This is a genomic window from Stenotrophomonas sp. (assembly GCF_032099025.1).
Taxonomy (GTDB): domain Bacteria; phylum Pseudomonadota; class Gammaproteobacteria; order Xanthomonadales; family Xanthomonadaceae; genus Stenotrophomonas.
In genome coordinates, this window is the sequence record NZ_DAMCID010000014.1 from 97,118 (window position 1) to 120,651 (window position 23,534).

The 23,534-nt window shown below is 69.7% G+C and carries 15 protein-coding genes; 5 read left to right on the forward strand and 10 right to left on the reverse strand.

Translation table 11 applies throughout. The features are described from left to right. Nucleotides 1–10: 10 nt before the first annotated feature. A complete protein-coding gene (locus tag RT456_RS11850) occupies nucleotides 11–1,012 on the reverse strand; it encodes an alpha/beta hydrolase (protein WP_313346781.1) in 1,002 nt (333 codons plus the stop codon). Between the two features lie 70 nt (nucleotides 1,013–1,082). Beyond that, nucleotides 1,083–2,465 carry an L-serine ammonia-lyase gene (locus tag RT456_RS11855; RefSeq protein WP_313346784.1) on the reverse strand — a complete coding sequence of 461 codons (1,383 nt, stop codon included), beginning with the start codon at nucleotides 2,463–2,465 and terminating at the stop codon, nucleotides 1,083–1,085. 131 nt (nucleotides 2,466–2,596) lie between these two features. Between RT456_RS11855 and RT456_RS11860 the strand changes: the two genes are divergently transcribed. Beyond that, nucleotides 2,597–2,842, forward strand: coding sequence for a glutaredoxin family protein (locus RT456_RS11860; RefSeq protein WP_313346786.1), 246 nt, complete (start codon nucleotides 2,597–2,599; stop codon nucleotides 2,840–2,842). A gap of 39 nt (nucleotides 2,843–2,881) precedes the next feature. Here RT456_RS11860 and RT456_RS11865 read toward each other — a convergent pair whose 3' ends face one another. Genes RT456_RS11865 through RT456_RS11875 form a run of 3 tightly spaced genes read right to left on the reverse strand, consistent with a single transcriptional unit; the run spans nucleotide 2,882 to nucleotide 4,712 of the window. Further along, nucleotides 2,882–3,454, reverse strand: coding sequence for a YceI family protein (locus RT456_RS11865; protein ID WP_313346789.1), 573 nt, complete (start codon nucleotides 3,452–3,454; stop codon nucleotides 2,882–2,884). A gap of 2 nt (nucleotides 3,455–3,456) precedes the next feature. Beyond that, entirely contained in the window at nucleotides 3,457–4,029 is a 573-nt protein-coding gene (locus tag RT456_RS11870; protein WP_313346791.1) for a cytochrome b, read from the reverse strand. After that, on the reverse strand, nucleotides 4,026–4,712 hold the full coding sequence (locus RT456_RS11875; protein WP_313346794.1) for a YceI family protein: 687 nt from the start codon (nucleotides 4,710–4,712) through the stop codon (nucleotides 4,026–4,028). Before RT456_RS11875 ends, RT456_RS11870 begins: the two co-directional genes overlap by 4 nt. A gap of 152 nt (nucleotides 4,713–4,864) precedes the next feature. Here RT456_RS11875 and RT456_RS11880 point away from each other — a divergent pair, with 152 nt between their 5' ends. The 4 genes from RT456_RS11880 to RT456_RS11895 all read left to right on the forward strand — a co-directional run bounded on the left by RT456_RS11880 (nucleotide 4,865) and on the right by RT456_RS11895 (nucleotide 18,951). Continuing rightward, on the forward strand, nucleotides 4,865–8,425 hold the full coding sequence (locus RT456_RS11880; protein ID WP_313346797.1) for an ATP-binding protein: 3,561 nt from the start codon (nucleotides 4,865–4,867) through the stop codon (nucleotides 8,423–8,425). Nucleotides 8,426–8,585: 160 nt separating this feature from the next. Continuing rightward, entirely contained in the window at nucleotides 8,586–12,080 is a 3,495-nt protein-coding gene (locus tag RT456_RS11885; RefSeq protein ID WP_313346800.1) for an ATP-binding protein, read from the forward strand. A 38-nt stretch (nucleotides 12,081–12,118) separates the two neighbouring features. Further along, complete coding sequence (locus tag RT456_RS11890; RefSeq protein ID WP_313346802.1) at nucleotides 12,119–15,295, forward strand: two-component regulator propeller domain-containing protein; 3,177 nt, start codon at nucleotides 12,119–12,121, stop codon at nucleotides 15,293–15,295. A 158-nt stretch (nucleotides 15,296–15,453) separates the two neighbouring features. Then, nucleotides 15,454–18,951 (forward strand): ATP-binding protein, encoded by a 3,498-nt coding sequence (locus tag RT456_RS11895; protein WP_313346824.1) that lies wholly within the window; start codon nucleotides 15,454–15,456, stop codon nucleotides 18,949–18,951. A gap of 46 nt (nucleotides 18,952–18,997) precedes the next feature. Here the strand turns inward: RT456_RS11895 and mdtD are convergent, their stop codons facing one another. The 5 genes from mdtD to RT456_RS11920 all read right to left on the reverse strand — a co-directional run. Beyond that, complete coding sequence (gene mdtD / locus RT456_RS11900) at nucleotides 18,998–20,401, reverse strand: multidrug transporter subunit MdtD (RefSeq protein WP_313346805.1); 1,404 nt, start codon at nucleotides 20,399–20,401, stop codon at nucleotides 18,998–19,000. Between the two features lie 193 nt (nucleotides 20,402–20,594). Then, nucleotides 20,595–21,668 (reverse strand): uroporphyrinogen decarboxylase, encoded by a 1,074-nt coding sequence (gene hemE, locus RT456_RS11905; protein WP_313346808.1) that lies wholly within the window; start codon nucleotides 21,666–21,668, stop codon nucleotides 20,595–20,597. Between the two features lie 61 nt (nucleotides 21,669–21,729). Further along, entirely contained in the window at nucleotides 21,730–21,981 is a 252-nt protein-coding gene (locus RT456_RS11910; RefSeq protein WP_313346811.1) for a WGR domain-containing protein, read from the reverse strand. Nucleotides 21,982–22,063: 82 nt separating this feature from the next. After that, a complete protein-coding gene (gene aroB, locus RT456_RS11915; RefSeq protein ID WP_313346813.1) occupies nucleotides 22,064–23,173 on the reverse strand; it encodes a 3-dehydroquinate synthase in 1,110 nt (369 codons plus the stop codon). Next, the coding region (locus RT456_RS11920; RefSeq protein ID WP_313346815.1) for a shikimate kinase at nucleotides 23,170–23,534 on the reverse strand (365 nt) is incomplete at its 5' end. The genes aroB and RT456_RS11920, both read right to left, overlap by 4 nt.

The window sequence follows — 23,534 nt, forward strand, 5'->3', positions numbered from 1 at the left end:
GCGGGCGCGATCACTTCCTGCCCGACAACGCCTTCAACAGCGCCGCATTGAACCGCTCGGGCTCCTGCACCTGCGGCGAATGGCCGAGCTCGTCGAAGCTCACCAGCACCGCGCCGGGAATCGCCGCGGCGGCCGCCTTGCCCAGGGCGGGGTAGTCGCCCAGGGTGGCCTTCAATGCGGCGGGTGCCAGGTCACGGCCGATCGCGGTCCGGTCCTTCTGGCCGATGAAGAGCGTGGTGGGCACCGTGATCCTGTCCAGCTCGTAGACCACCGGCTGGTTGAACACCATGTCCGAGGTCAGCGCCTGGCTCCACGCAACGGCTTCTTTACCGGGACCGGCGTACATGCCGGCCTGCATGCGTGCCCAGTGCTCGTACTCCGGCGTCCAGTCGCCGTTGTAATACACATCCAGCTGATACTTCTTGATGCTGTCGAAGCTGGTCTTCAGCTCGTTGGCATACCACGCATCCACGCTGCGCCACGGCACGCCCTTGGCCTTCCAGTCCTCCAGGCCGATCGGATTGACCAGCGCAAGCTGGCGCAGCCGCTGCGGGTACATCAGCGCATAGCGTGCCGCGAGCATGCCGCCCATCGAATGCCCGACCAGGTCCACCTGGGTCGTGTCCAGCTTGAGATGGGCGAGCAGGGCCTGGGTATTGGACGCCAGCTGGCCGAACGAATACTGGTAGCGCAGCGGCTTGCTGGACTTGCAGAAGCCGATCTGGTCAGGCGCGATCACCCGGTACCCGGCCGCGCTCAGCGCCTTGATCGTGTCGCGCCAGGTGCCCGCGCAGAAGTTCTTGCCATGCAGCAGCACGACGGTACCGGCCATTGCCCGGCCGGCCGGCGGCACGTCCAGATAGGCCATTTCCAGCGGCTGGCGCTGCGATTCGAAGCTGAAGGTCTTGACCGGCCAGCCGTAGTCGAACGTCTGCAGGCGCGCGTCGTAGGTGTCGGCGGCAAGGCTGGTCAGGGGCAGGCAGGCAAGCAGGGCGGCGGCCAGGATGCGCATGGCGGTCTCCAATGGGGGAACCCCGAGGATAACCGCCTGCCGCGACGCGCGGCAGCCCGCGCGTGACCGATCAGCACTCGATGACGTTCACCGCGAGGCCGCCGCGGCTGGTTTCCTTGTACTTGTCCTGCATGTCGCGGCCGGTGTCGCGCATGGTCTTGATCACCTTGTCCAGCGACACCTTGTGCTTGCCGTCGCCGCGCATCGCCATGCGCGAGGCGTTGATTGCCTTGACCGCGCCCATGGCGTTGCGCTCGATGCACGGAATCTGCACCAGGCCGCCGATCGGGTCGCAGGTGAGGCCAAGATTGTGCTCCATGCCGATCTCGGCGGCGTTCTCGATCTGGCTCGGATTGCCGCCCAGCGCGGCGACCAGGCCGCCGGCGGCCATCGAGCAGGCCACGCCGACCTCGCCCTGGCACCCTACCTCGGCGCCGGAGATCGAGGCGTTTTCCTTGTACAGGATGCCGATGGCGGCAGAGGTCAGCAGGAAATCGAACACGCGCTGCTCGTTGGCGCCCGGGCAGAAGCGGTCGAAGTAATGCAGTACCGCCGGCAGCACGCCGGCCGCGCCATTGGTCGGCGCGGTGACCACGCGGCCGCCGGCGGCATTTTCCTCATTGACCGCCAGCGCGTACAGGTTCACCCAGTCCAGCGTGGTGAGCGGATCACGCATGGCCGCTTCCGGCTTGGACGACAGTTCGCGGTACAGCGCCGGCGCACGGCGCGAGACCTGCAGGCCGCCGGGCAGGGTGCCTTCCTGGCGGATGCCGCGGGCCACGCATTGCTGCATGGCCTCCCAGATCTCGCGCAGCTGCTCGCGGATCTCGTCCTCGGTGCGCCAGCATTTCTCGTTCTCGAACATCATCTGCGCAATGCTCAGGCCGCTGCGGGCGGTCTGTGCGAGCAGCTCGTCACCGCTCTTGAACGGATAGGGCAGCGGTGTTTCATCCGGCACGATGCGATCGTCGGCGGCGTCGTCCTGATTGACCACGAAGCCCCCGCCGACCGAGTAGTAGTCACGGGTGGCGATCACCTGTTCCTGTGCGTCATACGCCGTGAAGCGCATGCCATTGGTGTGGTAAGGGAGTTTCTGGCGCTTGTTCAGGCCCAGGTCGCGTTTCTCGTCGAAGGCGATCTCGTGGGTACCCATCAAGCGGATGCGCTTGCTGCCGCGGATGCGTTCCAAGGTGTCGGGAATGATGTCCGGGTCGATCAGGTTCGGGCGCTGCCCCTCCAGGCCGAGCAGGACCGCCTTGTCGGTGCCGTGACCGCGGCCGGTCAGCGCGAGCGAGCCGTAGACGTCGGCGCGGATGCGCACCACGTCCTGCAGGCAACCGGGGTCCAGCAGCCAGCGGTGCACGAAGCGTTCGGCGGCCTTCATCGGTCCCACGGTGTGCGAGGAGCTCGGGCCAATGCCGATCTTGAAAACGTCGAACGTGCTGACAGCCATGATTGCCAAACTGCGGGTATCGGATGGAGCGCTATTCTATGCTCTTCGCGGCAGCCACCCTGGCTGCGGCGCACCATTTCGGCGTGCCGCCTTCCCCGGGTGCCACGGCCTGCCTGGCAAGGACCCGACCGATGTTCACCCTCTACCAGCGTGACGACTGCCATCTGTGCGATCTGGCCCTCGCGGTTCTGGCCGAGGCGAGGGTGCGTGGGCTGAACAGCGTGTTCATCGACGAGGATCCGACGCTGGACCAGCGCTACGGTGCGCGCGTCCCGGTCCTGCGTGACGCGCAGGGCCGGGAGCTGGATTGGCCCTTTGACGCCCGCGCGGTGGCTGCGTTTGTCGCGGTAGTGCCGGCCGGGGGCCGGCTCGCCTGATCGTTGACCGCGGGCAGCCGGCCAGCGGCCCCACCGGGTCTACTTCGCCTGCAGTTTCACGATCGTGCTGATGGCGGTGTCGTCCGGGATGGTCTTGATGTCCTTCCAGTCGCCTTGGCCCACGCCGAAGTCCAGGCGCTTGACCGTGGCCTTGCCGGTCAACACCGGGTTGGCGCCCGGCGTCCACGCGAAGGTGAAGGTGACCGGCTTGCTCACGCCGCGCAGTTCCAGCGTGCCATTGGCTACGTACGTGTTGTCACCGCTCTTGGTAAAGCCCTTCGCGGTGTACTTCGCGGTGGCGAATTGAGCCACGTTGAAGAAGTCCGCCGTCTGCAGGGTCGAATCGCGGTCACCGTTGCCGGTCTTGGCGCCCGCCAGCGGAATGGTCACGTCCAGCGTACCGGCGGCGGGGTTGGCCGGATCGAAGCTGACCCGGGTGGAGAAGCCCGGGAAGCTGCCGGAGAAGACTTCGCCGTCGTACTTGGTGGCGAAGGCCAGGTGCGAACCTGCGCCCGGCGCCTGCACGTAATCGGCGGCCAGCACCGGGGCGGTGGCCATCAATCCGGCCAGGGCAGCGGCGACGGCCGCGGGGGAGGTGAGCTTGATGTTCATCGTCAATCCTTCTGGGGGGAGGCGAGCCATCCCTGCGGCAACATGCGCGCAAGGGTGGCATCGCGTTGGAAGAGGTGGTGGTACAGCGCGGCACCGGCATGGGCGACCACCACGGCGATCAGCACCCAGAAGCCCCACTCGTGGATGGCATGGGAGATATCACGTGCGGCCGGGTCCGGGGCGACCAGCTTCGGCACATCCACCAGCCCGAACCAGCGGAACGGACGCAGGCCACTGGCCGAATCGTAGATCCAGCCGGACAACGGCAGCGCGAACATCAATGCATACAGCAGCCAGTGCGTGGCCGAGGCGATACGTTCCTGCCACGTGGGCGTGCCGGGCACCGGCTCGGGGGCACCGGCATACAGGCGCCAGCCCAGGCGCAGCGCCACCAGCGCCAGCACGGTGATGCCCAGCGACTTGTGCGCGGTGTAGACCCAGAAGTACTTCGGGGTGCGCGGCAGTTCGCCCATGGTCAGGCCGACGATGCCCAGCGCGAGAATGAGCAGCGCAATGAGCCAATGCAGGCCCTGGCTGATGCCGCCCCAGCGGTCACGGGTGTTTCGGGTGGTCATGGCGAGCGCTTCCGGGCGGGCGAGGAGGATGGGGTGTCGGAGTCATCGACCGGTGCGGGAGTTCCCGCGTCGTCGACGGACGGTGTGTCCTGCGGATCGGTGGCGTTGCGGTCGCGCAGTGCTTCGGCCTCGATACGCAGCTGCACGTCGTCGCCGATCATCGACGGCCACCCATCCACGCCGAATGCGCTGCGGCTGAGCGTGGCGGTGGCCGAGAAGCCGGCGGTACGACGGAACGGCGGCAGCGGGTGGCGCTTCAGTGCGTTGAGGGTGACGGCCAGCTCAACCTCACGGCTTACCCCGTGCAGCGTCAGCTGCCCGATCACGCGGGCGTGCTGCGGATCGACCGGCTCGACGCGGGTGGAGACGAAGGTTGCGTCGGGATGGCGCTCGGCATCGAGCAGGTTGCGCGCCAATGCGGCCTTGTTCCATTTGTCATCGCCCAGATCGAGCCGCTGCAGCGGCACGCGCACCGACAGGCTGGCCGTGGTCCAGTCGTCCGGATCGAACGACAGCGTGCCTTCACTGCCCGACACGGTGCCCAGCGCATGCGAGAAGCCGGCATGTTCCACCGCGAACATCACCCGGGTATGCACCGGGTCCAGACGATAGGTTTCGGGCGCGGCGGCGGCCGCCGTCGAGGCAGCGCACAGCAGCAGGGCAAGGGTCAGGCGTTTGATCACGGCCGGCTCCAGAAGCGGTCGGGCCGATAATACGCGCTGTTCCGTGATGGCTGGCAGCTCCATGGATGCAACAGATCGTGGTGGCCCCGGCGCGTCCAGCGGGACGGTGCAACGGCCGCTGTGTGACAATCGCAGGCTACAGGGAGAACTCGATGGCAGTGGGCACGCGCGGCTGGCGGGCAGGCATCGTGCTGCTGGCACTGGCGTTGTATTCGGTGTCATCAGTGTTGTGGGCCGCAGGGACATCGGCAGAAACACCCCGGATGCGCCGCCTCGGTGCGGCCGAAGGCATGCCCTCGCGCATGGTGCTGGCGCTGGCGCAGGATCGCCAGGGCTATATCTGGGCGGCCACCGACGATGGCCTGGCCCGTGTCGATGGCGTGGGCCTGCGCGTGTGGCGGCATGAGCCGGACGACCCGGGTTCGCTGCCCGGCAATGAGATCGAGACGCTGCTGATCGATCCACTGGACCGGGTCTGGGTGGGCAGCAATGGCGTCGGGCTGAGCATGCTGGGACCGGGGCGCGAGCGCTTCGAGCGCTTCCCCGAGCTCAACGAGCGCTGCGAGGGACAGTTCTGGTCCCTGGCCTACGCGGCCAAGTCGCTGTGGATCGGTACCAACCGCCATGGCATCTGCCGACGCGACGAGGACGGCACGCTGCTGCAGTACCGCGCCGATCCAGCCGATCCGCGCAGCCTTCCCGACGACACCATCTACAGCCTGCTGACCGATCCCCAAGGGCGCGTGTGGGTGGGTACCGGCAGCGGCGTGGCACGGTGGGACGGCCGCGGCTTCACCCGCATCGCACCGGCCGTGCTGGGCAGCAAGAGCGTGTTCCGCCTGACCCGCGACCCGGACGGCACGGTCTGGGCCGGTACCGAAGGCGGCCTGTTCCGTATCGGCGTCGACGGCAGCGTGCGCCCGGCACCGTGGACGCTCGGTGCCGACGTGCGCGCCGCCACGGTCGTGCATGACCGCAACGGCGGCTACTGGCTGGGCACCGCAGACGGCCTGTATCGCGGCGATGAGCACACCCTTCGCCTGCTTGCCGGCGATGGTGGCAGTGGCTTCCTGACCGAACGCAGCGGCGTGCTGGACATGCTGCAGGACCACGAAGGCGGCCTGTGGGTGGCCATGCTGACCCAAGGCCTGGCCTACCTGCCACCGGACTGGAAGCGCTTCTCGACCTGGTACCAGCTCGAGGGCAAGCCGCTCGACAGCGTCTACCTGCTCGGCGTGGCCGCCGCGGGCAATGCGTATTACATTGCCGGCGCGCATGGGCTGTACCACCTGGACGACACGGGGCGCCTGCGCCAGATCGCGGACGACAAACAGCTCGGTGTGGGCGCCATCTGGTCCGTGCTGCCGCGTGCCGACGGCGCGCTGTGGATCGGCCGTGCCGGCCGGCTGGGCTTGTACCAGCCACAGTCGAAGCAGCTGCGCGAGTGGAAGATCGGCGGGGGAGCCGATGTGCGCCAACGCATCGACCTGATCCGCCAGGCGCCCAATGGCGACCTGTGGCTGTCGATCATGAACTTCGGCATCCAGCGCCGCGATGCACAGGGCAACCTGCTCGACTCCATCCGTATCGAAGAGGGCCGGGGGTTGACGGAGAACCCGGTGGAGCAGATGGCGTTCGACCCGCGCGGCCAGCTGTGGATCATGGGCGACATGGGCCTGATGCGCTGGCAGCAGGACCGTTTCGAACGCGTACCCGGGGTCTCCGAGGGCATGGTCTACGACATCGCGTGGGCGGGTCCGGATGACGTGTGGATGGCGCGCGACGGCAGACTGGAGCGCTACCGCTGGGACGGATTGAGCATGACCCTGCGCGAGCGCGTCGGGGCCGCGCAGGGCCTGCCGCCGGTGTCGATGGGCGGTGTGGTGCTCGGTCGCAATGGCCAGGTCTGGGCGACCACGCCGCGTGGCCTGGTGTGCTGGCATTCCACGGAGCGGCGCCTGCGGCTGTACGGCGAACGCGATGGGCTGCCGGATGTCGAGTTCAGCGGACGCCCGCCGGTGCGCGCCGCCGATGGGCGGGTGCTGGCCGTGACGGCGACCGGGCTGGTGGGGTTCGACCCGGATGCCGCCGACCTGCAGCTGCCGCCCTCGCAGCTGGTGATCGACACCATCCAGGTGCGCCGCGACGATGCCGAGGGGCAGCAGTCGCTGCCGGTCAATGCGCCGGTGCTGCTGGGGCCGGACGATCGCGACCTGATCATCTCCGCGCGGTTGCTGTCGTATGCCAGCCCCATGGGCAACCGTTACCGTTACCGCGTCTCGGGCTACGACCAGAACTGGGTGATGCAGAGTGCCGAGGGCGAGCGCCTGCTTTCGCGGCTGCCGTCAGGCCAGTACGCCATCGACGTACAGGCGGCCACGCCACACGGCGCGTGGACGCCGTCGCGCACCATCAGTGTGCAGGTGCAGCCGCCCTGGTGGCGCAGCGGCTGGGCCATTTTCGGTTACCTGATCCTGTGGCTGCTGTTGATCGCGGTACTGCTGCTGGTCGCACGCGCACGGCTGCGCCGACGCCAGCAGTGGCAGTTGACCGTGCACAAGCAGCAGATCGCCGAACAGGCCTCGCAGGCCAAGAGCCGCTTCCTGGCCACCCTGGGGCACGAAGTGCGTACACCGATGACCGGTGTGCTGGGCATGAGCGAACTGTTGCTGGCCACGCCGCTGGACGAGCTTCAGCGCGGCTATGCCGCGTCCATCCAGCACGCCGGCACCCACCTGCTGCGGCTGGTCAACGATGCGCTGGACCTGGCACGCATCGAGGCGGGCCGGCTGGAGCTGGACATCCGTCCGTTCGACCTGATGTCGATGCTGACCCAGGTGGAAGCGCTGATGGAACCGATGGCGCATCACCGCGGCCTGGCCTTCGAACGCAGCTTCAACCTGCCCGGTCCGGTGCAGGTCAGCGGCGATGAGATGCGGGTCCGGCAGATCCTGATGAACCTGCTGGGCAATGCCATCAAGTTCACCGAGCAGGGCCACGTCGGCCTGGGGATCGAACTGCTCGGCGAGGGCCTGGGCGTTGTGTTCGAGGTGTCCGACACCGGACCGGGCATCAACGAGGACCAGCAGCATCGGCTGTTCCATCGCTTCGAGCAGGCCGACGGCCCGCGCACCGCCTCGCGCTATGGCGGCAGTGGGCTGGGCCTGGCCATCTGCCAGGAGCTGGCGGTGGCGATGGGCGGACGCATCGGCATCGACAGCCAGCTGGGGCAAGGCGCGCGGTTCACCGTGCACCTGCCCCTGCCGTGGCGTGTCCGGGGCGGTGCGGACAACCATGCCCCTCAGGATGGGGCGCGGATCGAGCTGCCGCCACTGCGCATCCTGCTGGTCGAGGACGACGCCACGGTCGCCGAGGTCATCGCCGGCCTGCTGCGCGCGCGCGGGCACACCGTGGTGCACGCGTTGCATGGTCTTGCCGCGTTGTCGGAAATAACGGCTGGCGCCTTCGACGTGGGTCTGCTCGATCTCGATCTGCCCGCGCTGGACGGCATTGCCATTGCCGGGCAACTGCGGGGGATGGGCTATGAGTTGCCGCTCATCGCGGTCACCGCGCGCTCGGACGCGTATGCCGAGCAGCAGGTGCTGGCAGGCGGCTTCGACGGTTTCCTGCGCAAGCCGGTCACCGGCGACCTGCTGGTCGATGCCATCGCGCAGGCCCGTGCGTCCCGCGCGGCCCGCATGCCCGACCGCTGAGCGCGGGCGTCGCCCTTTCATAGTCTGCGTGTTGTCGAATCCTGAAATTGATTTGAAACTTGATTCGCGCTGGTGTGATCTCTTTACAGAACGCATCGTGCAACCTGGCACGGGTGCCTCTACCGTGGCAGGAATGAGAATGATGCCGCTGCGTTAGACGGTGACGCGTCCGCGAGTCGCCCCGCGTGGGCAACTGGCCACCCTGCTGCTGGTCGCGGGGTTGGCCTGGCCGGGTCTGGTCTCCGCCCTCGTCGTGCAGGTGCCGTGGCCGCGCCAGCTTGGCGCCGCCGATGGCCTGCCCGATCCCCACGTACGGGAGATCGCCGAAGATGCGACCGGCTATCTGTGGTTGGCCGGCAGCGATGGGCTGATGCGCTTCGATGGCCAGCGCTACCGTCTTTGGCGGCACGACGAAGGCCTGCCGGACGCCGACGTTCGCACGCTGCACGTCGACGCCCAGGACCGGCTGTGGCTGGGCACGGCGACGCGCGGCCTGGTGATGATGGGCCCCAGCCGCAATGGCTTCCAGCGCGTCGATGCGTCGGCACCGGCGGCGATCCGTACCGGTCACGTGCGTCAGGTGACGGGCACGCGCGACGGCTGGGTCTGGGTGATCGGCGACGACCGGCGCCTGTATGGCTTACCCCCGCGGCAGGCGCGCTGGCAGCATCATCCGTTGAAGGACGACGCGGTGGGCATGCTCGCCCGCGATGCCGCCGGCGCGCTCTGGGCGGGCGCAGGAACGACACTCTGGCGCTGGGACGGGAACGCGTTCGTGACTGTCCCGCTGCCCGTGGTGGCGCCGGTGCAGTCGCTGTGGCCGGACCCGCAGGGCGGCATCGAAGTGGGCACCGCGCGCGGAACCTGGGCGCTTGATGCCGGGCAGCGGGTGCGGGCCGGGCCGCTGCGGACGCGCAGCGTGCTGCGCAGCGCGGATGCGGTCCTCTGGCAGCAGCGCGATGGCGTGCTGCAATGGCGCGATGGTGACCAGGCGCGTCCGGTTGCGCTGCATCCGGCGCCCGGGCCGGTGGTCGTGCGCCAGGCACTGCAGGACCGCCATGGCGATCTGTGGTGGGTGACCGAGCGGCATGGGGTGTGGTGGCTTTCCGCACGCTGGCGGCAGTTCAGCGCATTGCCTGGCGTGCAGGCAGGCGGGCCTGGATTACGCAGCCCGCCCGCAGTGGCGCTGGCCGCATCGGGCGAACACCATGCCTGGGTGATGGGCAGGGGGGGCCGCCTGCAGCGGTTGGACCTGCGCGACGGGCGCAGCAGCGAGCACATCGGTTACGCGCACGCAGGTGACGGCGCGCTGGCGATCGGCCTGACCGAAGACGCTGCCGGCCGGGTCTGGACGGCCAGCGCGGACCGCCTGGCCCGCTACGATCCCGCTCGCCGCCAGTGGCAGGAATGGCGCACGGGGCTGGGTACGCGCCACGCCGCGATCACCCTGCACCGCTGCGCGGACACGCAGCTGTGGTTGTCGCATCCACAGGCGATACAACAGTGGTCGACCGCGGGAACGTTGCTGCGCAGTACCGTGCCGGCGGCGCTCGGATTGACCGCCGACGTGCCGGCGCGGCAGCTGCTGTGTACCCGGGATGGCAACGTGTTCGCCACCGATCCGGAGGGAATGATGCGCTGGTCATCGGGCCGTGAGCGGTTCGAGCCGCTCGACGGGGACAGCGGGGGCATGGCGGCGGCAGTAGCCGAAGCCGACGATGGCACGCTATGGGTCAGTCGCCACGGCGCATTGGAACACTATCGCCTTGATCGGGGCCGGCTTCAGCGGCTGCGTCGTGTGGCTGCGGCGGAAGGTTACCCGCAGCTGCGTGCGGACGCGCTTGCGGTAGGCACCGACGGCGCCGCCTGGGCAGGCACGGCGCGTGGACTGGTGCGGGTAGGACCACGCCGGGGCGACGTGCGGCTGCTGGGACATGCGCAGGGGCTGCCGGTGCAGGAAGTACTGGGCCAGGCGCTGCTGCGGCTGGGGTCGGGCGCGTTGCTGGCGAGGATGGGTGAAGGTGGCCTGCTGGCCTTTGATCCGCGTGCGCTGCGTGAGCCCGATCACGTGCCGGTGCTGGTGATGGAGGCCATCAGCCGGCGTCGCCAGGGCCGTCTCCTGCCGGTACCGCTGGATGCAGCGCCGGTGTTGCTCAGCACCGCCGACCGCACGGTGCGGGTGGCCGTCAGCCTGCTCGGTCGAGGCGATCCGGATCGCATCCAGTACCGCTTCCGGCTGCTCGGGCAGGACCCCGGCTGGATCGATACCGGTCCGGTCGCCCAGCGGCTGTTCGCGCGGCTGCCGCCGGGCGAGCACGTGCTGTTGATGCAGGCACGGCATGCCGAGGGACCCTGGTCGGCGGTGCGGCAGGTATCGCTGCGGGTGGTGCCGCTGTGGTGGGAGACCGGTGCCGGTCGCGCGACGATCGTGGGTGCGCTGTGCACGGTGGCGATCCTGCTGGCCCGCCTGCACCAGCGCCAGCGTCGGTGGCGCGACCGGCGAAGGCAGGCGCGCGCCGGGCGGATACGCGCCGAACAGGACTCGGCGCAACGCAGCCGCTTCCTGGCCGAGCTGGGCCGGCAGGTCCGTTCCCCGCTTACACCCGTGCTGGGGTGGAGCGAGTTGCTGCTGCACTCCCCGCTGTCGCCGATCCAGCGCCAACAGATCGGCAGCCTGCAGCAGGCGGGCCACCACCTGCTGCACCTGATGGACGATGCACTGGACCTGGCCAGTATCGAGTCGGGCCGGTTGCAGCTGCAGGGCGCGCCGTTCGCACTCGAGCCCTTGCTGCGCGAGCTGCATGCGCTGCAGCTGCCGGTCGCACACGGCAAGGGGTTGTCACTGCACTGGAGCAGCACGTTCGATGGGGACGCGTGTTTCCACGGCGACGTGCAGCGCCTGCGCCAGATCCTGCTCAACCTGCTGGGCAACGCAGTGAAGTTCACCGCCCGCGGGCAGGTCTGCCTGAGCGCGCGCGCGGGCCGCGATGGGCAGGGGGTGGTGCTGGGCGTCGACGACACCGGTCCGGGCATGAACGCCGACCAGGTGCACGGGCTGTTCCAGCGCTTTCGTCAGGCCGAAGGCGCGCAGACGGCGGCCCGGCACGGCGGAAGCGGCCTGGGGTTGGCCATCAGCCGCGACCTCGCGCGGGCGATGGGCGGCGACATCGAGGTCGAAAGCCATCCCGGGCGTGGTACCCGGTTCCAGCTCGTATTGCCGTGGTCGCCAGCGCCCTCGTTGGTGGCGTCGTCGGCGGCGACCGGGACGGCGTGCGGCGGCGACGCGGAGGCGCGCAGCCTGCGGGTGATGGTGCTGCTGCCGTCCGCCGATGCCGCCGACGTGGTCTGTGCGCTGCTGCGTGCACAAGGTCACCGGGTGACCGGGGTGGACGACCTGGACGGATGGATGCGCGATGTCGATCCCGGACCGTGGGACCTGATCGCCGCCGACCCGGACATGCTGGCCGGCGGCGCGCGGCTCAACGCCCGGCTGCCGTGGCTGTGGCCGGGCGTGCCTCGGCTGGCCCTGACACCGCGGGCCGACGCATGCGCCGAACGGGATGCGCGCGCGGGAGGCTTCGATCTGTTCCTGCGTCTGCCCTTGACCAGCGCGCGACTGGCGGCCGGTATCGCGCGATGCCGGGCGCCCGCGTGAGGGAGACATGGGCTGCCGTCGGGAGGACGCTGTGCGGCGTGCTGTTGGGGCTGGTGCTCAGCGGCGCGGCACATGCGACGCCCCACGACGCACAGCGCTTCACCAGCGCCGATGGGCTGCCCTCCAACGCCGTGCACCAGATCGTGGAAGATCGCCATGGTTATCTGTGGTTCGCCACGGAGGACGGCTTGGCGCGTTTCGATGGCCATCGTTTCAAGGTCTGGCGGATCGAGCAGGGATTGGCCGACAACCAGCTGCTGGCCATTGCCTCCGACGCACGCGACCAGTTGTGGATCGGTACCGGCCATGGCCAGCTGATGCGGATGTCTCCCGATCGGGCCCATGTCGAGGTGTTCGACGGCGCGCGTTTCCCGTCGCTGGCGGGCACCGCGATCAGCGTGGTGCTGCCCGCCCCGGACGGCACGATCTGGTTCGGCACGCGCGACGCAGGCCTGTTCCGGCTGGGCCCCGAGCGGCGGCTGCGCCAGTACCTGCCCACCCGGCGCGGCGATGGCGTGCCCGATCGCACGGTCGAGCACCTGACCATGACCGCCGATGGCTCACTGTGGGTAGGGACCCCTCGTGGGCTGGCGCGCTGGCGCGACGGACGCTTCTTCGCGACTGAACCTGGCCTGCTGGGCACCGCGCCGGTGACGGCGCTGGTGGTCGATGCGACGGGGCGGCTCTGGGTGGGGGGCGCGGCAGGGCCGTGGCGATCCGTGCAGGGCGGGCGCCTGGAGCCAGTGGATGCAGGCACCGACACGCGCGCGCTGGGCGCCGCACGCCGTGGCGGGCCTTGGCTGGGTGACGGGGCACTGCTGTGGCACAGCGATGGCGAACCGCTTTCCAGGGTGGCCCTTGCGCCGGCCGGCAGTCCCGTGCCGCAGTTCCGCGCAGCCCTCGAGGACAGGCACGGCGGCGTATGGCTGCTGGGAGTCCAACGCGGCGTGTGGCGTTTGCCGCCGCACTGGCAGCACTTCATGCCGGCCGAGGCTGCCGTGTCGGCACGGCCGGCCGTGGCGGGGATACGGCTGACACCCGGGCAGCCGATGCAGGCGCTGGTCTGTACCGATGGCAGCCGCTGGCGGATCGGCACGCGGGAGATGGAGCGCCTTGCCCCCGGCGGTGGGCGGGTACGGCGCTGGGCCCGGGAGGATCCGGACAACGCCTGGCCGGAAGGCGCGTCGGCCGTGCACTGCGATGGGGCGCAAGGCCTGTGGTGGGGCGGGCGGCATGGCCTCGCGCGCTGGAGCGCAGGGCGCTTCCATCCAGTGGCCGGCGTGGAGGGCGAGATCAGTGCGCTGCACGTTGCCGACGACGGGGCACTGTGGGTGGCCGGCGCGGGCCGCGTGGTGCGCTACCAGATCAACGGCAACGTGGCGCGACCCGGCGTGGTCGTGGATGCGCGGCACGGCCTGCCGATGGTGCAGCTGAACGCGTTGGCGACCGACGCGCACGGCGCGGTGTGGGCCACCAGCGCGCGAGGGCTGCTGCGGCTGCGCCCGCGCGAGGGTCAGGTGCGGCTGTACACGCGCAGCGATGGTGTTCCCGAGGCCGTGTTCAACGCAGCGTTGCGGGCAGACGGTGCACATATGCTGGCGCTGCCGGAGGAACGCGCGGCGGTGCGCTTCGATCCCGCAGGATTGGCTGCGTGCCCCGGCGAACCCGCGCTGGTGGTCGAGCGGGTGCAACTGCACCGCGATGGGCAACTGCAGGTGCTGGCGCCGCAGCCCGTGCTGCAGTTGCGACCGGGCGACCGCGACATCCAGGTCGGCATCCGGTTGCTCGGCACGGCGATGGAGGCGGGCCAGCAGTATCGCTTCCGCCTGGGCGGGCTCGACCGCGACTGGATACGCGTGGGAACCACCGGCACCCGCGGATTTCCGCAGCTGCCGCCAGGCGAACACCGCCTGGAGTTCCAGGCACGGCTGCCTGGCGGCGGCTGGTCGGCCACCCACTCCTTATTGCTACAGGTAGACCGTAGCGGCTGGCATCACCCGACGACTGTCGGCTTGCGCGCGACTGCCGGCGCATTGCTGCTCGGGGGTGGTTCGTGGGCCGCACTGCGGCGACTGGCGCGGACCCGTCGCGCGCAGGCCTCGGAGCAGCGGCTGGCGCTCGCGCTGCGCACGGCGCACGCCAAAGAGCAGTACCTGGCCACGCTGGGCCATGAGGTGCGGACGCCACTGACCGGCATGTTGGGCATGAGCGAACTGCTGCTCGCTTCTCCGCTGCATGCCACCCAGCGGGCGCAGATGGAGCGCATCCGGCAAGGGGGGCTGCGCGTGCTCCAGCGGGTCAACCAGGCCCTGGACGAAGCACGGCTGGAAGCCGGCTGCGCGCCCGTGCAGTCGTTGCCGTTCGACGTGGCGCAGGTGCACCGCCAGTGGCTGGCCCGGCGGGTGCTGCCCTCGTGCAGGCATGGCACGGCGTTGAGCCTCTGCGTGCATGTGGCGCCGGGGGCGCGCGCGCACGGTGATCCTGACCGTCTGGTCCAGATGCTGGACAGCGTGTCACGCACACTCGGGTCGCGGACGGGGGCCGGGCGCATCATCCTGCAGGTGGGGTGGCGGCCAGGTCGCGAGGGCCTGCTGCTGGACTTCGCGGCCAGCGGAACGGCCGGTCGCCGGATGCCATTCGCACCCGGTGCGGGGAGGGCCATACCGGCGCCGTCGCCGGCGGCCTTGTCCACGGCGTTGGCGCGCGCCAGGCGCATGGCCCGGGCGCTGGGAGGCACGCTGCGTGTCCATGCCGGTGCGGGGCGGCAGTGGCGGGTGCTGGTCAGCCTGCCGATGCCGGCCGACGCGTGCCTGCCGGCGCAGCGTGGGGCCCACGCCGTGGCCCCCTCCGGCCCGGGTCGCCGGGTGCTGCTGGTGGACGGTGATGCGGCCGCCGGCGCGCGCGTTTGCGGGCTGTTGGCCGCGCAGGGGTACCAGGCCGTGCATGCCGCGCACGCGCTGGCGGCGTTGACCGAACTGGCGTCCGCGCCCGTGGACCTGGTGCTGTTGGATCTGGCGTTGCCCGGTGTCGACGGGCTCTCGCTGCTCGGGATGCTGCGCGCCCAAGGGGTGAGTGCCCCGGTGCTGGTGATGAGCGACCGGGACACGCCCGGGCTGGAGGGGCAGGTCACCGCCGCCGGGGGCGCGGCACTGCTGCGCAAGCCCGCCTGCACCGCCACGCTGCAGGCCGCGCTGGACAAGGCCTGGCCTGGCTGACGGTTCGTCGCCGCCGGGCGAAGCGTTTACCATCTACCCCAGCGGACCCGCGCCACGTGCGGCGGGTCCTGCCCGGTCGGCCGTGCTGCGCGGCCCGACCTTGAACCGCTCCGGGAGATCCATTGGTGGTGCCTACGCGTTGGCTGCTCCTGTTCGGGATGCTGTGGCTGTGGCCGTCGCTGGTGGCGGCGCAGCCTGTACCGCCGACGCCGCGACAACTGACCGTGTTCGATGGCCTGCCGTCCAACACCGTCAACCGCATGGCCGAGGACGGCTACGGGTACCTGTGGCTGGCCACCAATGACGGGCTGGCGCGGTTCGACGGGCGCAACTACCGGATCTGGCGCGCCGAAGATGGTCTGCGCGACAACCACGTATGGAGCGTGCACGTGGATGCGCGCAATCAGTTGTGGATCGGTACGGAGAACGCAGGCCTGGCGATGATGTCGGCAGACCGGCGCGAGCTGCGTTTCTTCGACCGCACCAGCAACCCGGTGATCGGCAGCAACACGATCTGGAGCCTGGCCTCCACCGGTGACGGTGCGCTGTGGTTCGGGACCTATGGCGGGGGGCTGCACCGGCTGGATCGCAACGGTGCGATCACCCGCTTCATGCCCGAGCCGGGCAATCCGCGCAGCCTGCCGGCGGACTCGATCTCGCACATGGCCACCACCCGCGATGGCAGCCTGTGGATCGGCACCAATGCCGGTCTGGCGCGCTGGACCGGGCATGACTTTGAACGGGTGCCGGCATCGAAGCTGCCCACGCCGGTGGTCAACGGACTGACCGCCGAGCTGGACGGCAGCCTGTGGATCAGCACCAATGCCGGGGTGGTGGTGCGGCGCCCCGACGGTCGCTTTGAACCTGCGCCGTGGAAGGTGGGCGAGGGCGACCAGGTGCTGGGCATGATGCTGCGCGACGAGCAGGGCGGGCACTGGCTCGACACGCGCTCGGGACTCGGCCGGGCCTACCAGAACCAGTTCCAGCAGGTGCCGTTGTACAGCGCGGTTGCACGCGGCCAGGTCCGGCCCAACTGGACCGGCGCGTATGAAGACCGCGAGGGCGGCATCTGGCTGGCCAGCACCAACAGTGGCCTGTGGCACCTGCTGCCGCGCTGGTGGCAGTTCTCGGTGCTGTCGCGGCTGGAAGATGATCCCGCCTCGCTGCGCAACGGCTATGTGCTGGGCATGGCGCCGTCGTCCAACGGCGGGGTGTGGACGGTCGGCACGCATGGTGCGCTGGACCGTTTCGACCCGGTCACGGGCCGCGTTGAACAGCATCGCACCTGGGTGGATGGCTCGCAGTGGTTGCAGTCGGTGGTGGAAGACGCACGCGGCCAGGTGTGGATCGGTTCGCATGATGCGCTGCTGCGCTATGACCCGACGGATGCCTCGTTGCGTCGCTGGGGGCGTGATGCGCCGGCGGATGCCGTGCTGGAAGGCGTGGTGGAATCGCTGGTGCTGTGCGTTGGGGGAACGGTGTGGAGCCATGCGTCCGGTGGCCTGCAGCAGCGCGACCTGGACGGACGCGTGCTGAAGCAGATCGGGCCCGGCCAGGCCGGCCTGGCGGCAGGGCAGCTGGTGCAGGGCCTGATGTGCGGCCCGCAGGACGAACTGTGGCTGGCCACCAGCCAGGGAGTGATGCGGTGGGTATCCGCGCACGCGAACTTCGCGCCGATGCCCGGCGGCACCACGACCAGCATCCTTGCCATGGCGCGTGCCAACGACGACAGCGTCTGGGTGTCCGAGGAAGGGCGGCTGACCCGGTACCGCTGGAGCGGCGGCCGGCTGCAACGCCTGGCGCAGATCGGTGGGGCCGCCGGCTACCCGGAGCTGTCGGCGACGGGCCTGGTGGTCGACACACAGGACATCGTATGGGCCGCCAGTGCGCGCGGCCTGATCCGGGTGAACACCAAACAGGACAGCGTGCGCCAGTACGGCGTGCGCGATGGCCTGCCGAGCCAGGAATTCCGCCGGGGCACGTTGATCCGGACCGCCAGTGGGCACATCGCCGGCGGTACCCCGGCCGGCGTGGTGCTGTTCGACCCGGACCAGGTGCGGCCGGCAACGCGGCGGGCGCCGCTGGTGATCGAGCGGGTGGAAGTGCGCCGTGGCGAACGCGTGCTCGACCTGACCCACCTGGCCCCGCTGGAGATCGCAGACGCCGATCGCGACCTGCGCATCGTGGCGCGGCTGTTGTCCTTCGCCGATTCGTCGTCCAACAGCTACCGCTACCGCCTGGCCGGCTACGACCCGGACTGGGTGGACGTCGGGCCCGGTGGCGAGCGCGTGTTCTCCAGCCTGCCGCCGGGGCGCTACCGGCTCGAAGTGCAGGCGCGCTCGGCGGACCTGGTCTGGTCGCGCGTGCAGGTCCTTGATTTCCGCGTGTTGCCACCATGGTGGCGCAGCCTGTCCGGCCTGCTGGTGCTGACCTCCATCGCGCTGCTGCTGATGAGCCTGTTCGCGTGGCTGTACCGGCGTCGTCTGCAGCGTCGACATGCGTACCAGCTGGCGCTGCACAAGCAGGAACTGGCCGAGCAGGCATCGGCGGCCAAGACCCGCTTCCTGGCCAACCTGGGCCACGAGGTGCGCACGCCGATGACCGGCGTGCTGGGCATGAGCGAACTGCTGCTGAGCTCGCCGTTGAACCCGCAGCAGCGCAGCTATACCGAGTCCATCCGGCATGCCGGTGAGCACCTGCTGCACCTGGTGAACGATGCGCTGGACCTGGCACGGATCGAATCGGGGCGCCTGCAGCTGCAGACGCAGCCGTTCCCGCTGCAGGGATTGATCGACGATGTGTGCATGCTGATGGCGGCGCTGGCCGAGCAGAAGAAGCTTCGCTTCGTGGTCGACAACGCATTGCCACCCGGTATCTTCAGCGTGGGTGACGCGGTGCGGGTGCGGCAGATCCTGCTCAACCTGCTGGGCAATGCGGTGAAGTTCACCAGCCACGGCGAGGTGCGCCTCGCGGTGCGTGCGGCGTCGCCCGAGCGCGGGCTGTATTTCGAGGTGTCCGACACCGGGCCGGGCATCAGCAGCGACCAGCAGCAGCGGCTGTTCCGACGTTTCGAGCAGGCCGACGGTGCGCGAACCGCGGCGCAGTATGGTGGCAGTGGGCTGGGCCTGGCGATCTGCCGCGAACTGGCGCTGGCGATGCAGGGGCAGATCGGCGTGGAGAGCCAGTTGGGCGTGGGAACGCGTTTCAGCGTGAGCCTGCCGCTGCCGCTGCAGATGGCGGACGCGAGCGTGGGCGCGGCCGGTGTTTCCGAAGGGCAGCCGCTGCCGCCGCTGCGCATCCTGCTGGTCGAGGACGACGAGACGGTGGCGAGCGTGATCGTGGGCCTGCTGGGCGCGCGGGGGCATGAGGTGGTGCATGCCATGCATGCGCTGGCGGCATTGCGCGAAGTCAGTGATGCACCGTTCGACGTGGCGCTGCTCGACCTTGACCTGCCTGGACTGGGCGGGATGGAGCTCGCCGGGCACCTGCGCAACCAGGGCTATGACATGCCGTTGGTGGCCGTCACGGCGCGCACGGACCCGGGCATCGAACAGCAGGTGCGCGATGCCGGCCTGCAGGGCTTCCTGCGCAAGCCGGTGACCGGCGACCTGCTGGAGCAGGCAATCGCGCGGGTGCTGGTGGACGCGCGGTTGTAACGCATCGGACCGAAGGTCCGATGCCGTTCAATCCGGCCTTGGCCGGTTATTCCGCGACTTCCTCCACGTCCCGCGGGGAGGGGCGGGTGTCGGGGAGCTGCCAGAAGATGACGGTGGAGGTCAGGGTGATGGCGCCCACGCAGACGAAGGTGGCGTGCAGCGCGGCTGTCGCCCCGTGCAGGGTATCGAGGTGTTCGAAGGCGGCCAGCAGGCTGCCCGCGGCGGCGGCGCCGAAGCCGGTGGCCAGCATCATCACCATCGACAGCAGGCTGTTGCCCGAACTGGCGAAGTCGCGGTCAAGGTCGCGCAGGGTTACGGTGTTCATGACGGTGAACTGCAGCGAGTTGACCGCACCGAACACGGCCAGCTGGACCACGCGTACCCACAGCGGCTGGCCGGGCACCATGAAAATGAAGCTGGCCATGGCAAGGCCGACCAGCACGGTATTCACCATCAGCACACGGCGGTAGCCAAACCGCTCCACCAGCCTGACCGCGTAGCGCTTGGCCAGCATGCCGGCGGCGGCGACGGGGATCATGAGCAGCCCGGCATTCATCGGGCTCATGCCCATGCCCACCTGCAGCAGCAGCGGGATCAACAGCGGCATGGCGCTGCTGCCGATGCGAGAGAACAGATTGCCGAGGATGCCGATGCGGTAGCTGGGCACGTGGAACAGGGCCAGCGAAAACAGCGGGGCGGTGGAGTTGGCTGCATGCAGCCAATAGCCGACCAGCGCGGCCAGGCCGGCCACGGTCATCAGCATGACCAGCGCGTGCGGGGTGGCCATGCCGGAGATGCCGTCCAGCGCGAGGGACAGCACCACCATGCCGAAGGCAAGCATCAGGTAGCCGGCCATGTCGAAGCGGGTGCGGTGTTCGGCGTAGTGGTCGGGCATGACCTTCACTGCGGCGATGTAGCCGATGACGCCGATCGGCAGGTTGATCAGGAATACCCAGTGCCAGGACGCCACTTCGACCAGCCAGCCACCGAGGGTGGGGCCGATCAGCGGGCCGATCAGGGCGGGGATGGCAATGAAGCTCATGGCGCGCAGGAACTGTTCGCGCGAGACCGATCGCATCACGGCCAAGCGGCCCACCGGCAGCAGCATGGCGCCACCCACACCCTGCAGGACGCGGGCGGCCACCAGCTGGTGCAGGGTCTGGGCGAGCGCGCAGGCGAGCGAGCCCAGCGTGAACAGGATGATGGCGGCAAGGAATGTCCGCCGCGTGCCGAAGCGGTCGGCGATCCAGCCGGAGGCCGGAATGAAGGTCGCCACCGCCAGCGCGTAGCTGAACACCACCGACTGCATCTGCAGCGGGCTCTCGCCGAGGCTGCGGGCCATGGCGGGAAGGGCGGTGTTGACGATCGTCGAATCCAGCATCTGCATGAAGATCGCCAGCGACACCAGCCACAACAGGGGCCGGAACGAGGCGTAGCTGGGCGTCGTCATCGTGTGCACCGTCATCAACGAGGTGCACATGATCGCAGAAGCAGGGCAACGTCCGGTGACGGACGCCCAGGACACGCATGGCTCGGTTACGTGCGCAGGATCATGGCGTTGACACGCATGGCGTGTCACTACGATCCTTGGTCGACCGGGTTGGGGGTCGAACGTTGATGTTTGGCAAGGTCCGGCCTTTCGATCAACGTCGGCTGTGGGCGTGCACCGCCTCAACCAGTACCTGCACGTGCTCGGGATTCATGTCCGGCGACATGCCATGGCCGAGGTTGAACACATGACCCTCGCGCGAGCCGCCGTTGCCCTGGGCGTAGCTGTCCAGCACCTTGCCCGCCGCGCGTTTGATCGCCTCCGGGTTGCCGTACAGCGTGGCCGGGTCAAGGTTGCCCTGCAGTGCGACGCGGCCGCCGGTGCGGGCCACCGCGTCGGCCAGGTCGAGGGTCCAGTCCACGCCCAGCGCATCGGCGCCGGTGTCGGCCAGGTCGGCCAGGTGCAGGCCGGTACCCTTGCCAAACAGGATCAGCGGGGTGCGCTGGTCGCCGTCGCCACGCTCAAGTTCGCGGGCGATGCGGGTCAGGTAGCGCAGCGAGAATTCGCGGTACATCGACGGGCTGAGCACGCCGCCCCAGGTGTCGAACACCTGCAGGACCTGGGCGCCGGCCGCGCGCTGCGCGGCAAGGTAGGCCACCACCGCATCGGTCACCACCGACAGCAGCTGGTGCAGCGCGGCCGGCTCGTTCAGCGCCATTGCCTTGATGCGGGCGAAGTCCTTGCTGCCGCCGCCTTCGACCATGTAGCAGGCCAGCGTCCACGGGCTGCCGGAAAAACCGATCAGCGGCACGCGGCCATCCAGCTCGCGGCGGATCACGCGCACCGCGTCCATGACATAGCGCAGTTCGGTTTCCATGTCCGGCACGGCCAGCCGGGCGATCGCGGCGGTATCGCGCACCGGGTGACGGAACTTCGGACCCTCGCCCTCGACGAAGTACAGCTCCAGGCCCATCGCATCGGGAATGGTCAGGATGTCCGAGAACAGGATTGCCGCGTCCAGATCGAAGCGGCGCAGCGGCTGCAGCGTCACTTCGCAGGCAATGTCGGGGTTCTTGGCCATGGCCAGGAAGCTGCCGGCCTTGGCGCGGGTGGCGCGGTACTCCGGCAGGTAGCGGCCGGCCTGGCGCATCAGCCAGATGGGGGTGCAGTCCACCGGTTCGCGGCGCAGGGCGCGCAGCAGGCGATCATGGCGGGAAGGGCTGGTCACGGGATGCTTCCTTGGAATCGGGTGGCGCAGGGCCGGGTGAAGGCGGGGCGCGGCGCGCGGTTCAGCGCGGCGGCACGCCACTGGTATAGGTGATCTGGTAGCCGCGTTTGAGTTCGGCATCGCGCGCCTTCTCGAACGCGCCCTGGGCCTGGTCGACCTGCAGGAACAGCTCGCGGCGCAGCTTGGACGCGCCGCCGAGCACCCCCGACTCGCGCAGCAGCTCCCAGCCACCGAACAGGTCCGGTTGCAGGGTCAGCTGGAGGTATCGGGCCGGATCGGCCCCGCCCGGGGATTGCTGCAGGAAGACGCGCATGCCGGCGATTGTAGCCGCGAACCGCGAACCGCGAACGTGGCCGTCACCACGCCGCTGGGCGGCTGCGGCCAACGGTCGCAGTTCAGCCCGCGCCGAGCACGCGCAGGACGTCGGCTTCGTCGACGTCAGCCACCACTTCGGCGCGGCCGATGCCCTGCCACAGCACCAGGCGCAGGCGGCCGGCCACGTTCTTCTTGTCCAGGCGCATCCGCGCCAGCAACGCCTCGGCGGACAAGCCGGCGGGAATCTCCACGGGCAGTTCATAGCGCAGCAGCAGCTCGCGCAGGCGGCGGGTATCGTCGTCGTGGCTCATGCCGAGCTGGGCCGACAGGCGCGCGGCCAGCACCATGCCGACCGCCACCGCTTCACCGTGGTTGAGGTTGTCGTTGTCCGGTGCACCGTAGCCCTGTTCGGTTTCGATGGCGTGGCCGAAGGTATGGCCCAGGTTCAACAACGCGCGCTCACCGCGTTCCAGTGGATCGCGCGCGACGATCTCGGCCTTGTGCTCGCAGCTGCGGGCGATGGCCTGGGCCAGTGCGGCATCGTCGCCGGCCAGCAACGCAGCCTGTTCTGCCTGCAGCCATTGGAAGAAGAGCGGGTCGCGGATGGCACCGTACTTGATCACTTCGGCCAGGCCGGCACGCAGCTCGCGCGGCGGCAGGGTACGCAGGGCCGCCGTATCGGCAATCACCGCACGCGGCGGATGGAAGGCGCCGACCAGGTTCTTGCCTTCGGGGATGTCCACGGCGGTCTTGCCGCCTACCGACGAGTCGACCATGGCCAGCAGCGAGGTCGGCAACTGCACGCAATCCACCCCGCGCATCCAGCAGGCGGCGGCAAACCCGGCCAGGTCGCCAACCACGCCGCCGCCGAGCGCCAGCACGCAGGCGTCGCGGGTGGCACCCAGCGTGGCCAGCGCGGTGACTGCCGCGCCGAAATTGGCCAGGGTCTTGGACGCTTCGCCGGCGGGCAGCACCAGTTCGCCCACGTGCAGGTCGGGGCGCTCGCCGAGCAGTGCCTGTTTCACGCCGGCCAGGTACAGCGGCGCCACCGAGGTGTCGCTGAGCAGCAGCACATGGCGGCCGCGCACGTGACGCGCCAGCAGGTCGCCGCGGGCGAGCAGGCCCGGGCCGATGTGGATGGTGTACGGCGTTTCGCCGCCGACGGCGACGGTGCGGGGGGCGGATGTCATGCGGAAGTGTCCAGTCGCTGCCACTGCGCGGCCAAGCGCAGTACCAGCTGCGCGGTGGCCTCGGCGGGCGTGTAGAGATCGGTGTCGAGGGTGAGGTCGGCCAGGCCATGGTAGAGCGGGTCGCGGGCCGCGGCCATGTCGTGCAGCACCGCCTCGCGGTCGGGGCGTTGCAGCAGGGGGCGGCCACGGTCGCGGGCCAGCCGCTCCAGCTGCGCCGGCACGCTCACCCGCAGGTACACCACGAAGCCGCGGCGCGCGATGGCCTCGCGGTTGCCGGCGTCCAGTACCGCACCGCCGCCCGTGGAAATCAGCTGGCCGGTGCCCGCAAGCAGGTCCTGCAGCACCTCACGCTCGTGCTGGC